This is a genomic window from Neoroseomonas soli (assembly GCF_018129065.1).
Lineage (GTDB): Bacteria > Pseudomonadota > Alphaproteobacteria > Acetobacterales > Acetobacteraceae > Neoroseomonas > Neoroseomonas soli.
The window spans coordinates 1-13,849 of the sequence record NZ_JAAEDM010000051.1 but is presented as its reverse complement, the minus strand read 5'-3'; the positions used below and the strand labels follow the sequence as shown (position 1 = coordinate 13,849).

The 13,849-nt window shown below is 69.9% G+C and carries 15 protein-coding genes; 3 read left to right on the top strand and 12 right to left on the bottom strand.

The features are described from left to right. Window positions 1-32: 32 nt before the first annotated feature. The 3 genes from aliB to GXW76_RS16800 are packed head-to-tail and all read right to left on the bottom strand — an operon-like array spanning window position 33 to window position 2,761. Window positions 33-1,202: a cyclohexanecarboxyl-CoA dehydrogenase gene (gene aliB, locus GXW76_RS16810; RefSeq protein ID WP_211863250.1), complete on the bottom strand. Its 1,170-nt coding sequence runs from the start codon at window positions 1,200-1,202 to the stop codon at window positions 33-35. Beyond that, window positions 1,199-1,981 (bottom strand): 2-ketocyclohexanecarboxyl-CoA hydrolase, encoded by a 783-nt coding sequence (gene badI / locus GXW76_RS16805; protein ID WP_211863249.1) that lies wholly within the window; start codon window positions 1,979-1,981, stop codon window positions 1,199-1,201. Before badI ends, aliB begins: the two co-directional genes overlap by 4 nt. Window positions 1,982-1,993: 12 nt before the next feature. Further along, window positions 1,994-2,761: an SDR family oxidoreductase gene (locus GXW76_RS16800; RefSeq protein WP_211863248.1), complete on the bottom strand. Its 768-nt coding sequence runs from the start codon at window positions 2,759-2,761 to the stop codon at window positions 1,994-1,996. Between the two features lie 129 nt (window positions 2,762-2,890). On the opposite strand from GXW76_RS16800, the gene GXW76_RS16795 reads away from it, so the two are divergent. After that, window positions 2,891-3,370, top strand: a complete 480-nt coding sequence (locus GXW76_RS16795) for a MarR family winged helix-turn-helix transcriptional regulator (RefSeq protein WP_211863247.1) — start codon at window positions 2,891-2,893, stop codon at window positions 3,368-3,370. A 104-nt stretch (window positions 3,371-3,474) separates the two neighbouring features. On the opposite strand, the gene GXW76_RS16790 is transcribed toward GXW76_RS16795, so the two are convergent. Continuing rightward, a complete protein-coding gene (locus GXW76_RS16790) occupies window positions 3,475-4,743 on the bottom strand; it encodes an RsmB/NOP family class I SAM-dependent RNA methyltransferase (protein ID WP_246514452.1) in 1,269 nt (422 codons plus the stop codon). Between the two features lie 141 nt (window positions 4,744-4,884). Between GXW76_RS16790 and GXW76_RS16785 the strand changes: the two genes are divergently transcribed. Next, entirely contained in the window at window positions 4,885-6,573 is a 1,689-nt protein-coding gene (locus GXW76_RS16785; RefSeq protein WP_246514451.1) for an ArnT family glycosyltransferase, read from the top strand. Next, window positions 6,574-7,197, top strand: a complete 624-nt coding sequence (locus GXW76_RS16780; protein ID WP_211863244.1) for a DedA family protein — start codon at window positions 6,574-6,576, stop codon at window positions 7,195-7,197. A 401-nt stretch (window positions 7,198-7,598) separates the two neighbouring features. Here GXW76_RS16780 and GXW76_RS16775 read toward each other — a convergent pair whose 3' ends face one another. From GXW76_RS16775 to GXW76_RS16740, 8 genes are all read right to left on the bottom strand, one after another. Continuing rightward, a complete protein-coding gene (locus GXW76_RS16775; RefSeq protein WP_211863243.1) occupies window positions 7,599-8,288 on the bottom strand; it encodes a hypothetical protein in 690 nt (229 codons plus the stop codon). Between the two features lie 111 nt (window positions 8,289-8,399). Then, window positions 8,400-8,918, bottom strand: coding sequence for a Panacea domain-containing protein (locus GXW76_RS16770; RefSeq protein WP_211863242.1), 519 nt, complete (start codon window positions 8,916-8,918; stop codon window positions 8,400-8,402). 443 nt (window positions 8,919-9,361) lie between these two features. Continuing rightward, window positions 9,362-9,796, bottom strand: a complete 435-nt coding sequence (locus GXW76_RS16765) for a hypothetical protein (RefSeq protein WP_211863241.1) — start codon at window positions 9,794-9,796, stop codon at window positions 9,362-9,364. Then, on the bottom strand, window positions 9,793-10,650 hold the full coding sequence (locus GXW76_RS16760; protein ID WP_338150981.1) for an exodeoxyribonuclease III: 858 nt from the start codon (window positions 10,648-10,650) through the stop codon (window positions 9,793-9,795). The genes GXW76_RS16765 and GXW76_RS16760 overlap by 4 nt, the downstream gene beginning before the upstream one ends. Before the next feature lie 43 nt (window positions 10,651-10,693). Next, window positions 10,694-11,059 (bottom strand): hypothetical protein, encoded by a 366-nt coding sequence (locus tag GXW76_RS16755; RefSeq protein WP_211863240.1) that lies wholly within the window; start codon window positions 11,057-11,059, stop codon window positions 10,694-10,696. Window positions 11,060-11,155: 96 nt separating this feature from the next. Continuing rightward, window positions 11,156-11,842, bottom strand: a complete 687-nt coding sequence (locus GXW76_RS16750) for a fumarylacetoacetate hydrolase family protein (protein ID WP_211863239.1) — start codon at window positions 11,840-11,842, stop codon at window positions 11,156-11,158. A 360-nt stretch (window positions 11,843-12,202) separates the two neighbouring features. Next, on the bottom strand, window positions 12,203-13,003 hold the full coding sequence (locus tag GXW76_RS16745) for a gamma-glutamyl-gamma-aminobutyrate hydrolase family protein (protein WP_211863238.1): 801 nt from the start codon (window positions 13,001-13,003) through the stop codon (window positions 12,203-12,205). Between the two features lie 121 nt (window positions 13,004-13,124). Then, window positions 13,125-13,790, bottom strand: coding sequence for a LolA family protein (locus tag GXW76_RS16740; protein ID WP_211863270.1), 666 nt, complete (start codon window positions 13,788-13,790; stop codon window positions 13,125-13,127). Window positions 13,791-13,849: the final 59 nt, after the last annotated feature.

Genomic DNA, 13,849 nt, shown 5'->3' with positions numbered 1-13,849 from the left:
CAGAGAGCGATCGCGCCGGCGGGCGGCCCGGATCACCGCCGCTGCGTCGCGTATTGCACAGCGGCCTTGCCCGCGCGCTCGCGGGCGACGATCAGCTTCATGATCTGCGCGGTGCCGTCGCCGATCTCGAGGCCCATCACGTCGCGCAGCCGCTGCTGGTGCGGCAGGTCGAGCGACCAGCCGTAATGCCCGTGCGTCAGCAGGCACTGGTGGATGACCTCCACCGCCGTCTTGGGGCCGAGCCACTTGCACATGGCGGCTTCCGCCGTGTGCGGCGCGCCGTCGTCGCGCAGCCGCAGCGTATGGTAGCAGAGCTGGCGGATCGCCGCGATCATCCCCTCGCCTTCCGCCAGGGGAAAGGTCACGCCCTGGTATTGCGCGATCGGCGCGCCGAAGGCCTCGCGGTCCTGCACATAAGCCCAGGATTCGTCGAGCGAGGCCTGCGCCGCCGCGCAGCACTGCAAGCCGATCAGCGCGCGCGAATAGTCGAAGCCCTGCATCACCTGCACGAAGCCCATGCCTTCCTCGGCAAGCCGGTTCGCCGCCGGGATGCGCACATCGTCGAAGAAGATCGACCCGCGCCCGATCGCATGGCTGCCGAGGTCTTTGAACCGCGTGGACGCGACGCCCTTCGCGTTCATAGGCACGAGGAAGGCGGAGACGCCGCGTGCGCCCGCATCGGCCGCGCCGGTGCGCGCGAAGATCACCGCCGCGTCCGCCTGGTCCGCCATGCTGATCGAGGTCTTCTCCCCGTTCAGCACGTAGTCCCCGCCGTCGCGCCGGGCGGAGAGCTGCAGGTTCGCCGCATCCGACCCGCCGCGCGGCTCGGTCAGGCCGATGCAGAACAGCGCCTCGCCGGAGACGATGCGCGGGATCCACTCGCCCGCCAGGTCCGGCGAGGCATGCCGCGCGATGATCTGCCCGTTCAGCGAGGCGAGCAGCGGCACGTAGCTGACATTGATGTCGGCATGGGCCAGCGCCTCGATCGCGATGCCGGCGGTGACGGCGGGCGCGCCGAGCCCGCCGTATTCCTCCGGCAGGTCGGCGCCGATCAGGCCGAGCGCGCCCATCTCGCGAATAAGGTCGCGGTCCACGCGCCCCGCCTTCTCCCGCGCCATGTAGCCCGGCGCGATGCGCTCCCGGGCGAAGCGCCGCGCGGCTTCCTGGAGGTCGCGCTGTTCCCCGGTGAGCCCCGCGCTCACTTCTGGAACTTCCGGAAGTCCGGCTTGCGCTTCTCGTTGAAGGCGCGGACGCCTTCCTTCGATTCCTCGGTCGCGTAATACATCGCCAGCGCCTGCATCCCCATCCCGCCAATGCCGCGGATACTGTCGGTGTCGGCGTTGAAGGACCGCTTGGCGATGGCAAGCGCGGTCGGGCTCTTCTCGAGGATCTCGGCGCACCACTTGGCCACCTCGGCATCGAGCTGGTCGTGCGGCACCACGGCGTTGACCAGGCCCATGGCCATCGCCTCGGCGGCGGTGTAGCGGCGGCAGAGATACCAGATCTCGCGCGCCCTCTTCTCGCCGACGATGCGCGCGAGATAGGCGGTGCCGAAGCCCGGATCGACCGAGCCCACCTTCGGCCCGACCTGGCCGAACTGCGCCTTGTCCGACGCGATGGTGAAGTCGCAGAGCGTCGCCAGCACGTTGCCGCCGCCGATCGCATAGCCCTGCACGCGGGCGATGACGGGCTTGGGCACCTCGCGGATGATGGACTGCAATTCCTCGACCGGCAGGCCGATGATGCCGCGGCCGTCATAGTTGCCGTCATGGGCGGACTGGTCGCCGCCGGTGCAGAAGGCGCGGTCGCCCGTGCCGGTCAGCACGATCACGCCGACCGCCTTGTCCCAGCCGGCCTTGTTGAAGGCGTGGATCAGTTCCTCGCAGGTCTTGCCGCGGAAGGCGTTCATCACCTTGGGGCGGTTGATCGTGATGGTGGCGACGCCGGCTTCCACCGTGAACAGGACGTCCTCGTAGGTCATGTCGCTTCTCCCTCAACCCGCCATGGTCAGGCCGCCGGAGACGCTCAGCACCTGGCCGGTGATGTAGGCGGCGTCGTCGGAGGCGAAGAACAGGATCGCGCCGGGCAGGTCCTCGGGCGTGCCGATGCGGCCCATGGGCACGGCGCGGCGGAAGGCCTCGTCCAGCTTCTCGGGATTGCCGGCACCCTGCTTGTAGCCAGCAAACAGCGCGGTGTCGGTCGGCCCCGGGCAGATCACGTTCACGGTGATGCCGTGGCGCGCATGTTCGCGCGCCAGCGTCTTGGAGAAGCCGAGCAGCCCGGCCTTGCAGGCGGCATAGACCGCCTCCCCCGAGGAGCCGACGCGCGCGGCATCCGAGGCGATGTTGACGATGCGTCCCGCCTTGCGCGCGATCATTCCCGGCAGCACGGCGTGGTGCATGTTCAGCGCGCCGACCAGGTTGATGGCGATGAGTTTCTGCCATTCCGCCGGATCGCTGTCCTTGAACAGGCGGAAGACATCCCAGCCGGCGTTGTTCACCAGCGCGCCGATGGCGCCGAGCGCCGCCTCGGCCCCGGCCACGGAGGCGACGACGGCGGCATGGTCGGTGATGTCGCAGGCGAAGGCGCGGGCGGTGCCGCCGGCGGCGGCGATGGCGGCGACGGTCGCTTCCGCCGCCGGCAGGTTGATGTCGAAGACGGCGACCTTCGCCCCCGCTTCGGCGAAGCGCCGGCAGGTGGCCCCGCCGATGCCGCCGCCGCCTCCGGTGACGATGACGACCCTGTCCCTGAGACCGCGCATGGTTTCCTCCCGAGGATGGGCGGCCTTTGCGCCGGGTTCCGCCGGTGGCCGACCTGATATGACAATGCTATGCTATAATCAAAACCGAAGCGATATGGCAATGCATTGATGGATAACCCCACGCAACGCATGGACGAGGCCCCGGCGAGGTTCGACACGGCCAACCGGCTCTTCCTGCGGCTCTACCAGGCGTCGAACCTGCTTCACAAAACCGGCACCCGCGCGGTGTCGGCCTATGGCGCGACGACGCAGCAATGGGCGGTGCTCGGTGCGCTCGCCCGCCCGGTGGCGCACGATCGCGGGCTGACGGTGAAGGAATTGATCGCCTTCCTGATGGTCAGCCGGCAGAATCTGACCGCCGTGCTCGACCGGCTGGAGACGGCAGGGCTCGTCGAGCGCATCCGCGCCCCCGGCGCCGACGGCCGCCTGCGCCATGTCCGCCTGACCGCGGAAGGCACGCGTGTCTGGGGCGAGATGCTCGGCAGCATCCGCCGCTACTATGCGAGCGCGCTCGAGGGCTTCAGCACCGAGGAATGCGTGCAGCTCTTCCAGTTGCTCGACCGGCTGCGCGGCAGCCTGGCGCGGATGGCCGAACCCGAGGGCGAGTGACCTTGCGGCGCACGCGAGCGGGTTCCCCATGCGGAAACCGTTCCCGCCACGCCTGAGCGAGCGTCTTCGCGCCTACGGCCGATGTCAGCCGCAGGCCAAGGCCTTCATGCCGCGCGCCGGAACCGGGCGGCGAAGAAACCATCCATGCCGCCGCGTTCCGGCCAGAGATCCGGCCGGGTCCGCAGCCAGCCGCCGGGGGTGATCGCCTCCGGCAGGCCGGGGAGGTCGGCGGCGGCGAAGGGCTGGTGCTCAAGGCCGAGGGAGGCCGCGCGGGCGATATGCGCCTCCCCTTCCTCGGGCTGGAGGGAGCAGGTGGCAAAGACGATCCTCCCGCCCGGCTTCAGCATCCGCGCGGCGGCGGCCAGCAGCCGGGACTGCGCCTCGGCCGCCGCCTGGACGTCCCGCGCGCGCTTGGCGTGGGCGACATCGGGGTGGCGGCGGATGGTGCCCGTCGCGGTGCAGGGGGCGTCGAGCAGGATGGCGTCGAAGGGTTCGGGCGGCGTCCAGGCGGCGGCGTCGGCCTGCACCACCTCCACTTCCAGGTGCAGGCGGGCGAGGTTCTCCCGCAGCCGCGCGACGCGGTGCGCATCGCGCTCGACGGCGGTGACCTGCGCGCCCGCCGCCGCGAGCTGCGCCGTCTTGCCGCCCGGCGCGGCGCAGAGGTCGGCAATGCGCTCGCCCGGCTGCGGCTTCAGCAGGATGGCGGGCAGGGCGGCGGCGGCGTCCTGCACCCAGAAACCGCCCTCGGCGAAGCCGGGCAGGTCGGTCACCCGCGTGCCGGCCGGCAGGCGCCAGGAGCCGGTGGGCAGGACTTCCGCGCCCTCGGGCGGGGTGGCGCCGGGGGCGGGGGTCAGGTCGAGCGGGGCGGGGCCGCAATGGGCCTCGGCGATGGCGCGCACCGCCGGGCCATAGGCGGCGTGCCAGGCCGACCAGAGCCATTGCGGCGTGTCGAGGCGCGGTGCGTCCAGCCCTTCCAGCACCGCCAGCCCCTCGGCCGCGACCTTGCGCAGCACGGCGTTGACCAGGCCGCCGAAGGCCTTTGGCGCCAGGGCGACGGCGGTGGCGACGGCGGCATGCGGCGGCGTGTCCAGCATCAGAAGTTCCGCCACGCCGATGCGCAGCGCGTGGCGCGCGGGCGGTGGTGGTTCCTTGCGCAGGAAGGGCGACAGCACTTCGTCGATGCTGCCCAGCCGGCGCAGCACCATGGCCGCGATGCGGTGCGCCGCCGCGCGGTCGCGCGGGTCGAGCCGTTTCGGCAGGCCCTCCAGCGCTTCCTCCAGCGGCCGCCGCTGTTCCAGCGTGGCATCGAGCAGGTCGCGCGCAGCCTTGCGCGTCGGCAGTCCGGGGGGCGGCTTGTGGGCGGTGGTGTTCAAGGTCTCACGCGGGGTCCGGGGGGCGCGCAGGTCCGCCTGCGGGCCCGGGATCCCGTGGCGGATGCCATGGGGCCCGGCGCAGCGGCGGCGCGCCCGCGCTTCATGGCACCGCGAGGCGCTGCGTGCTAGACGCCGCCACCAATGCGCGCCGCTGCCTTCCTCGACCGGCTGCCCGAGACGCGACGGCCAGCCGTGTGGCTGGTGCTGTTGTGCCTTCTCCTGTGGCTGCCCGGCTTCTTCACCATCCCCGCTGGGGACCGTGACGAATCCCGTTTCGCCCAGGCCACCCGCCAGATGGTCGAGAGCGGCGACTATGTCCGCATCCGCCTCGGGGAGGTGGAGCGCAACAAGAAGCCCGCCGGCATCCACTGGGCGCAGGCCGCCACGGTGCATGCGCTGGAGGCGGTGGGCATCCCGGCGCGCGGGCAGATCTGGGCCTATCGCCTGCCCTCCCTGGTCGGTGCGCTGATCGCGGTGCTGGCGACCTGCCTGCTCGGGCGGGCGCTGGTCGGGCGGCGGGCGGCCTTCATCGCCGCGGCGATGCTCGCCCCCTGCATGGTGCTGCTGGTCGAGACGCACATCGCCAAGACCGACGCCGCGCTGCTCGCGACCATCGCGATCGCGATGGGGCTGATGGGCAAGGCCTACCTGTCGCCGGACGCCTTCACCGCGCGGCAGGCGGCGGCGTTCTGGGCCGTGCTGGGCATCGGCGTGCTGCTCAAGGGGCCGATCGCGCCGATGGTGCCGCTGCTCGCGGGCATCACGCTCGCGGTGATGGACCGGCCGGCCGGGGCGCGCCTCTGGCGGCTCTCCGCCCCCTGGCTGCCGGCGCTACGGATGGGCTGGGGCGTTCCGCTGATGGTGCTGTTCGCCGCCCCCTGGTTCGTCGCCATCGGCATCGCCACCGAAGGCCGCTTCTTCAGCGAGGCGATCGGCGGCGACATGCTCGACAAGGTGTCCTCCGGCGAGGAAGCCCATTGGGGCCCGCCGGGGATGTATGCCGCGATCTTCGGCATCACCGCCTTCCCGTCCGCCTGGATCGTGCTGCGCAGCCTGCCCGGGTCCTGGGCGGACCGGATGCAGGCGCCGGTGCGCTTCCTGCTCGCCTGGGCGGTGCCGACCTGGCTGCTGTTCGAGGCGGTTCAGACCAAGTTGCCGCACTACACCCTGCCCGCCTTCCCGGCGCTGATGCTGCTCGGCGCGCGCTGGGCGCTCGACCCGCTGCGGCAGGAGGCCCCGGCCTGGATGCGCTGGCTCGGCAATGCCGCCGTGACCGGCGTGGCGGTGGGGTTGCCGGTGGTGGCACTGGCCGCCGTGCTGCGAGTGGAGCAGCGCATCGATCCCTTCGCCGTCTTCGGCATCGCCGCCGGCGTCTTCATGGCCTGGACGCTGATGCGCATGGCGCGCGCGGCGGAATGGGGCCGGGCGGCGCTGGCCGGGGCGATCCTGGCGGTGCCGGTCTATGCCGCGGTGCTCGAGGGCGTGATCCCCCGAATGCAGGCCGTGTGGCTGTCCCCTCGCCTGGCGGCGCAGGTCGCGGCCGTCGCGCCGGGCCTGCCGGCGGACCGCTTCGGCGTGGTCGGGCACCACGAGCCATCCCTGCAATTCGCCATGGGCGGGGGCATCCGCCTGCTGCGGGACGGACCCGCGGCGGCGACATTCCTCGCCGAAGCGCCCGGCCGCATTGCCGCCGTGAACGACAGGCAGGAAGCGGCCTTCCGCAGCGCCGCGGCGGAACGGGGGCTGGCCGTGCGGGAACTCGGCACGGTCACCGGCCTGAACTACGTGCGCGGGCGCTGGGTCACGATGTCCCTCTTCAGGGTGGAATAGATGTTCGAGTGGGTGACCAACATGGTGGCCGCCGGCGGCCTGGCCGGCGTCTTCGCGCTGATGGTGCTGGAGAACCTTTTCCCGCCCATCCCGTCGGAGATCATCATGGCCGCGGCGGGCTTTTCCGCCGCGCGCGGGGAGATGTCCCTGCTGCTGCTCATCATCACGGCCGTGGCCGGGACGGTGGCCGGCAACGTGGTGTGGTACGAACTCGGCCGCTGGCTCGGCGTGGAACGGTTCCGGCCGCTGGTCGCGCGCTTCGGCAAGTGGTTCGCGGTGGAGGAGGAAGACCTCGACCGCGCGACCGACCTGCTCAAGCGCTGGGGGCCGATCGCGATCTGCTTCGGGCGGATGTTCCCCGGCGTGCGGACACTGATCTCGGTGCCCGCGGGCATGGTCGAGATCCCGCGCGGGGTGTTCTACCTCTGGACGTCGCTCGGCTCGGCGATCTGGCTGACCTTCCTGGCGGTGGCGGGGTACTTCCTGGAAGAACACTACGACAAGGTCGAACACTGGGTGGAACCGCTGGCCTGGGTGGTGATCGGCGCCGCCGTGGGCGGGTATGCGGTGCACCTGGCCTACGCATTCCGCCGGGCACGGCGGCGGAAGACGCAGCGGGGCTAAAGCAGCTTTTAGGACTTTAGGCTTTTATCGGGGACGGCGCCGACCGCAGGTGGGCGTGGGTCCGCTGATGGTCGGGTCATTAGATAGGAAAGTTTGTCCACCGACAAGGCCGCGCGCCGGAGGGGCGCCGCCCCTCCGGACCACCCGCTGTAGCGCGCCATGAGGTTCTGCAGTCCTTGCCAAGACTATCTGCACAGGGTCGCGGTTCCTCAATCGGTGACCTCAAGAGGCTCCTAGGTCCCATCAGAAGCGTGTGTAAGAGGGCCTTGAGGACTTCTTAGCCCCGCCCGGCCCACAGGGGCTGGCCCCTGCGGTCCGAATGGGTATCTCAGACGCGATCTTGGCCCAGCCATCGCCAATCAGACTGGTGCCGGCAGACGCGCCCAGTCCCGGCAACCAATTCACTCCGAAGCGAGCTTGTGGAGTATGGCGTAAACGTCGTCGATCTCGGGCTGGAGCTTCGTCCTTGGGATCCAGCGCTTCCGATCGATCGTAGTCAGCCGCGTTATCCGCGGTGGTCGCGCCGCAGACGATCCTTCGCGCTTGCCCTTGGCCCGCGCGGCCTCTGGAGGGAAGGAAACGATTTCGACGTCCGCGGGCTCGAAGTCGCCCATGATGCAGGTCATGGCGATGATCGTCGCCATGACATCTTCCTGGTTCGCGGTCAGCGGCGAGCGGCGCAGGTGCGGGAACTGGAAGATCAGCCGATCACCTAGAGCAAGGAACATGTTCATGGGGATCGGAACAATGGAACGACCCGTCCGAAGGTTTGGGGCATCGAAGTGCGTCGCTACATATCCTGCGGTTCGGGCGTGGTCATACAGGAGCCGCGCCACTTCGAGATTGGCCGCCTCGTGGTCTGGTTGGCAGTCGGCACGCAAGTCGGGTTCGATCTTGTCCCAAGGCTCGGGCGGTAGATGCTCGATCAGCGGAGAGTAGGCGCCGTCTTCAGCCCCATGCGACCCGTAGAGGCGGCGAAGAACCCTGCGGGTCGGCGTGTAGGTCCCTGGCCCGGCGCCCCGAACGAAGCTCTGTAGCACTCGCTCACGTTCGGCACCGCTCACTGCAACTGCTTCGGCAAGATTCGTCAACGGGAAGCGGCCAACGAGCTTATCCGCGCGCCTTCGCCGCCCCCGCCTCTTGCCCTCATCGCCGCCGTCGTCGTTCGCCCCTCGTCGTGCCGCCATCGATCCCCAGCCAAGTTAAGCGGCGACCATCCCCTTCGCCGCACGCCCAAACACCACGGCACCCTCGAAATGCCGTGCGATCATCTCGTTGGAAATCACCATGCCGAGGTTCGTTTTCTTGGTCCCGGCTTCCATGGTCCGGCTCCAAGGGGTTCCTGGAGCATGGGTGATCTGCACGAGCTTGAACGTCGGGATAGAGAGAAGACGCGTCAGATTCGCGTCAAGAAAATCCTCAATCATCGGGTCGTCGAGACGGGGAAGTTCCACGTAGCGGCGACGGATCGGGTCAAGTCGCCGGGCCGGTCCGTCGATAGGGCCATCCTTGTAAGACTTGAAGGCATCGTAGAGCACGCGGTGAACTGGCCCGTATTCCCAGGCTTGGAACTCGCCAGTCACCAGGGGCTGCCTGGTCTGCCGCAGGAACTCGCCGTGCAGCAGGTAGAGCATTTTTTGGATGTCCAGGTTCGTCAGGGCTATGCCGCTGCGGTTGGCGCGGCTTAGGACGGTATTGGCAACGATCCTGGGATCGAGCATCGGTTTTTTCCCCTGCATTCAGCGGTGCAGTGGGCACTGCGTCAGTCAGCAGCAGCCCGTTCTTACAATTGCATATGAAGTCTGCGGCGAGGCCGCTAAGGGTCTCAAGGGAAATTGGCAAGGCCACGGCGAAGAGCGCACGAGGTCGGCGCCACCGCCACAGGCGGACCGGCAGGCTGCAGCTGAAATCCTCAGCTTCGGCGAGCCCCGACAATGAGCAACTCGCGCACTTTTTCTCGCCTGGCCACCCCGCCGCCCGCAATTGACTACGTTGTCTCATCCCCGCGCCAGGTAACGGGTTCCGAGGGCCTTTCGGCCCTCGGCGGGTGGGTCCGGGAGGGCAGAGCCCTCCCGTGCCAGGCATCCGGGTCGGCAGAACCGTCCCGTCGTCCGCCTGCCTCCTCATCCGCAAGGGCCGCGCCCTCCCGGTTTGGCTCCCGCGCCTACTGCTGCCGCTGTTGCGGCCGTCGTGCGGGTGGCGTTGTCGTCCTGCGCGCGGGCGTCGTCGTGCGCGCCGGTGCGTGCCCCCGCGCCGGGGTTCGCCCGCGTTGCGCTGCCGGTCGCCGCGCTGGCGCCGGCGGCGGCGGGCGGCGGATCAGGTAGCGTTGCTGGGCCGGGGGCAGCGTCATCCAGCGGGCCTGGAGGGTTTCGTCGTCGGGCACGTCCTCGCCGAGGCGGGTGAGGCCCTGGCGGGCGCGGCGCTTGTGATCGTCGGAGAGGTCCGACCAGGCGATCGCGCCGGGAGCGTAGACGCGTTCCGGTTCGGGCTCGGCCGGGGTGGTGACGACGGGGGCCGGGGGTTCGGGCTGCGCGCAGGCGGCCACGCCGGTGAGGAGGGCGAGCAGAAGTGCCCGCCGGCGCAAGGGTCCGTCGCTCATGCCGCGATCTCCACCATGACGGGGACGTGGTCGGAGGCCTGGGTCCAGCCGCGCGCGTCCTTGAGAACGATGTGGCGGGCGAGGCCGCCGGCGAGGTCCTGGCTGACCCAGATGTGGTCGAGCCGCCGGCCGCGGTCGGCCGCGCGCCAGTCGCGGGCGCGGTAGGACCACCACGTGTAGAGCTTTTCGTCGGCGGGCACGAAGTGGCGCAGGGCGTCGTGCCATTCGCCGGCCTGCTGCCAGGCGGTCAGGGCTTCGACCTCGACCGGGGTGTGGGAGACGACGTCGAGGAGTTGCTTGTGCGACCAGACGTCGTGCTCGAGGGGGGCGATGTTGAGGTCGCCGACCATGATGGCGCGCTTCGCCGGGCGCGCCTGCGACCAGGCGGTGCCTTCGGCGACGAAGTCCATCTTGTGGCCGAATTTCGGGTTGGCCTCGCGGTCGGGGATGTCGCCGCCGGCGGGGATGTAGAAGTTGTGCAGTTCGATCGGGCCGCCGGGGGCGTCGATGCTGGCGCCGAGGTGGCGGCAATCGCCCTTGCCGCACCAGTCGGGGTCGTCGTCGCGCAGCAGGAGAGGCCGCTTCGAGAGGATGGCGACGCCGTTGTAGCCCTTCATGCCGCGGACGAGGCGGTGTTCGAAGCCGAGGGCGGCGATGCCCTCGTGCGGGAACAGCTCGTCCGGGCACTTGGTTTCCTGCAGGCAGAGCACGTCGGGGTCGAGCGCGGCCGCAAGGTCCTTCAGCAGCGGCAGCCGGAGCCGCACGCTGTTGATGTTCCAGGTGGCGATGCGCAGCGGCGCGCGCCCGGCGGCGGCCTTCCCCGTGGGGCGAGTTTTTGCGTGAGCGGAAATCACGGTTCTCCCGGAAAATGCCGATCAGCCCGATGTCGCAACAGCGTCATCGAGAAGTCCGGGTAGGTTGTCCACGGCGCTCAGCCCACCACGAGACGATGTTGCTGCCCAATGTCCACATGAACAGGGCGAAGAAGATCGAGCCCGGCAGTTCGACTACGACGCTCGGCCGAGGTGCTTCGCCGCCGCCTATCCTCAGCAAGATCGCTGCGAGCCAAAAGGTTCCCAAGACCGCGAAGGCAGCGGTCAAGACGCGCAGGGCTGTTTCGCGCCACGCTTCGATCAAGCCCAGGACCATTGCGGCCGCGAACATCGCGGCTCCAGCGGCGTAGAGGCCCCGGACCAGGTCGCCAAGGAGGCCAAGGCTCGACGATGACCAGTCCATCACGGCCCAGCCGCCGAGCAGGGCCACGAGCACAAGACTCGCGCCCGGCTCGGCTGGCGCCAAGAGCTGTCGCCAGAAACCCGGGGATCTTGGCGGGTGGCTCTCAGCCGCCATCGTCACACATCAGACGATCTTCGTCTTCACCTCGCCGACGCCCTCGACGAAGCCCTCGAGGACATCACCGCGGACGACGGCGGCCACACCTTCCGGCGTGCCGGTCATGATGAGGTCGCCTGGGGCGAGCTCGACCAGTTCGGAGAGGTTCGCGATGACCTCGGGCACGGACCAGATCAGCTTGGACAGGTCGGAGGTCTGCGTGACCTTGCCGTTCACCTTCAGCTCGATCTTGCCTTTCGACGGATCGACGCCGGCGGCGGGGACCAGGGCGCCCATCGGGGCGGACTTGTCGAAGCCCTTGCCCATGTCCCAGGGGCGGCCGGTCTTCTTGGCCTCGTTCTGGATGTCGCGGCGGGTCATGTCGAGGCCGCAGCAATAGCCCCAGACGTGCTTGAGCGCGTCGGCGACCGCGATGTTCTTCCCGCCCGTGCCGATGGCGACGACGAGTTCCATCTCGTGGTGCAGGGACTTGGTGACGGTCGGGTAGGGCATGTCGGCGCCGTTGATGACCACCGCGTCGGCCGGCTTCGCGAAGTAGAAGGGCGGCTCGCGGGTCGGGTCGGAGCCCATCTCGATCGCGTGCTCGGCATAGTTGCGGCCGACGCAGAAGATGCGGCGGACGGGGAACATCGCGTCGCTGCCCTTGACGGGGATGGCGGCGACGGGCGGCGGGGCGACGACGTAGGACACCATGCGCTGTGGGCTCCGGATCTTGGACGGTGGAGGTCTATACAGGCCCCCGGCGCCCGCCGGAAGCCGGGGGCGGCGGCGGCGCATCACATGAGTTGTGAGATGAGGGCCGGGGTGCAAGCCAAAGTATCCGGGCTTGAATTCGTTTGCGGGGCACAAAAAAGAAGCGCCCGGTCAGGGGGGTGACCGGGCGCCGTATTTTATTCCGATCGGAATGGTCGGGCGAGCCGGCAGGGGACACCGGGGCTCGACCGTCAGCCTATTGCGGGCTGACAAATCAACATTACCCCTTCGCGTGCGCGGAATCAAAAGCAAAACCGCGACGTTGGCGTGACGACGATCACCGTCCCCGCTGATGAGACGCTACTCGGCGGCCTGGGCGAGTCCCACCAGGCCGGTGCGTGCGAGTCGGCGCGCCTCGCAGGCACGGCCGAAGACCTCGAAGATCGAACGGCTGTCGGCGTCCTGCTCCCAGTCGTATTCCGGGTGCCACTGGACGCCAAGGGCGAAGGCGGCGGCGCCTTCGACGCGCACGGCCTCGACGGTGCCGTCGGGGGCCCAGGCTTCCGCAACCAGGCGTGGAGCCAGGCTCTGGACGCCCTGGTTGTGCAGGGAATTCACCGCCAGCCGCCCGGCCAGGCGCGCGGACGGCGTCAGGACCCGCGCCAGGGCGCCGTCCTTGTCGATGCGCACCGCATGGGCCTTGCCGGTGCGCACGCGCGGGATGGGCTGGTCGGAGGGGGTGGAGTGGTCCATCCGCCCCGGCAGGTCCTGGATGCGCTGGTCGAGGGAGCCGCCCAGCGCCACGTTCAATTCCTGCATGCCGCGGCAGATCGCGAGCAGCGGCACGCCCTCGGCGATGGCGGCACGGATCAGCGGCAGGGTGGTGGCGTCGCGCTGGAGGTCCTCGGGCGTGCCTTCGGCATGGGCCGGGCCGTCATAATGGCCGGGCCAGACATTGGAGCGGCTGCCGGTGAGGATCAGGCCGTCGAGGTGGGGCAGGAGTTCGCCGGAGATGTCCTCCCCCGCCGCCGGCAGCAGCACGGGGGTCCCGACCACCGGCCCGCGCACGACGCGGACGTAGCTGTCGGATGCGGCATGGTTCGGCGTGGCGAAGATGCCGAAGGGCTTCTGGCAGCAGGAGATGCCAACGAGGGGCTTCATGGATTGCTACAGTTCCGCGACGACGTGGCAGGATCAAGGCCTTCCGTGGGATTTTCCTGAATGGGCTGCATGCGTTGCACGGATGCCATGCAACCCGCCCCCGCCCCAGCCCATGGCCGCATCAGTTGCCGGTGGCCTGCCGCGCGCCGAAGCCCCCCGGCTCGAAGAACATCGGGTTGTTGAACTGGAAGAGGCCGGCGGGCAGGCGCATGCCGGTCTCGATGCGGGAGAATGTCACGCGCGTCTCCCGCCGCTGCGCGTCGACCACGGCCCATTGGCGGAGTTCCAGCGGGTCCGGGTTGAAGATCAGCGTGAGCCGGCCCTCCCCCGGTTCGGAGGTGCGGAACATGGTGACGCGCAGGAAGCCGCCCGCGCGCTCCACCCCGGTGACGGTGACGTCGCCCGAAAGGCGCACCTCCCGCCGAAGCAGGATGCCGAGGGGCGTGCTGCCGACGGAAACCGTGGTCGGCGCGCGCAGTTCGCGGTCGTACATCAGGAACTGCCCGGCATCGGCGACCAGCAGCAGGGGCTCCGGCGGGTCGTATTCGAAGCGCATGCGGCCGGGGCGGGAAATCCAGGCCGTGCCTTCGGCCGCGGCGCCGTTCTGCGCGATCTGCAGGAAGCGGGCGCGCAGCGTGGTCATGGCGTTGAGGTAGGCCTCGACGCGCGCGAGGTCGGCGCGGTCGCGCTCAGTCAGCGCGGCGCCCTGCGGTGGGGCCGGGGCGCGCTGCGCCAGCGCCGGCGCGGCAAGGAGGACGGGGGCGAGGAGGAGGGAGCGGCGGATCATCGGCACGGGATGTGGCGCCCCGCTCGCCCGGGGGGAAGCCCCCCGGCTGCAGAGGGGGT